Origin of the sequence: Candidatus Phytoplasma citri, assembly GCF_002009625.1 — a bacterium.
In the GTDB taxonomy this organism is placed as follows: domain Bacteria; phylum Bacillota_I; class Bacilli_A; order Acholeplasmatales; family Acholeplasmataceae; genus Phytoplasma; species Phytoplasma citri.
The window spans coordinates 1-1192 of the sequence record NZ_MWKN01000072.1 but is presented as its reverse complement, the minus strand read 5'-3'; the positions used below and the strand labels follow the sequence as shown (position 1 = coordinate 1192).

General features: G+C 36.4%; 1 pseudogene. It reads right to left on the bottom strand.

Annotated features, from left to right (window positions below):
* Positions 1 to 340: 340 nt before the first annotated feature.
* Positions 341 to 1192: pseudogene (locus tag B2G44_RS01950) on the bottom strand (reverse transcriptase domain-containing protein); the annotation flags it as partial.

The window sequence follows — 1192 nt, the reverse complement described above, 5'->3', positions numbered from 1 at the left end:
GATGCTTGGAAACTTGCTTGTCCGGTTTGGACGGGGGCTGATTGTAAATAAAATGGCAAATACAAATCGCCGCATAAAACGCAATTAATCTATCCGTATTTATTTTTCCTTTTCTCTCCCGACCATAATCGTTGATTTATTTCCTAATGTTTTCCATGGTATTAGTATATTAACCTTCCCATTTAATTAGTTTTTGGTGGTTTTTTGATTTTGGAATTTCTGGTGGGATTAATATTCATCATGCATAGGAACCTACAACTTTTGGTCGCCAATGATTTTAGATTTATCTGTGTTGATTTTAGACCTAGGTCTTCTGTAAACCGTTGGCTAACTAGCTTATTAATTATTCTCGCTTTATCTCTCCCCCTTTTGACACCAATGATAAAATCATCAGCGTAACGGATGTATTCGACTCTAGGTTTTGGATTTAGATTAATATGACTATCAACTCCCAGTTTATGGTGTTGATTTTTAGACCGTGCTTTCCCATATTCTGGGTTACCTTTCTTAATTGGTTTTCCTTCTTTAATCAGTTCATCCATTTTCAGGTCGATGTAATGTAAATATACATTCGCCAACAAGGGAGAAATGATTCCTCCTTGAGGAGAACCGGATAAGGATTCGTATTTGACCCCATCTTTCATGAAGCCAACTTTCAACCATTTGTTAATGGTTGAGAGGACTTTATTCTTTCTGATGAACCGATTTAAGGTTCTTATGAGAATCTCGTGATTGATGGTATCAAAGTAGCCTTTTAAGTCGATTTTGACGATGTAGTCAATTCCTTTAAATCTTGGTTTGACGCGTTTGATCGCATCATGACAAGATTTTTTGGTTCTAAATCCCAAGTTCCATGCTGAAAAGATATTTTCAAAATAGGGAGTTAAGAGTTGTTCCAGGCATTTTTGTATTAGCCTGTCCTTGATCGTGGGTAGCCCCAGGGGTCTAGTTTTTTTGTTATCACTAGGAATGAGAATTCTTTTAACTGGTTTGGGGTTATAACCATTATTGACGTATTCCTGATGGTATCTTTCTAGTTTTCCTAGATTGATTCCATCGATGGTTTCGTTGTCAATTCCGGGTGTTTCCGCCCCTTTATTAGCCGCAATTTTATTGAATGCTGTTAACGTATTATGAAAATTATTCATTCCCTGCTGTAATTCTCTTTTTAGAGAGTAACCATTTGATGAAC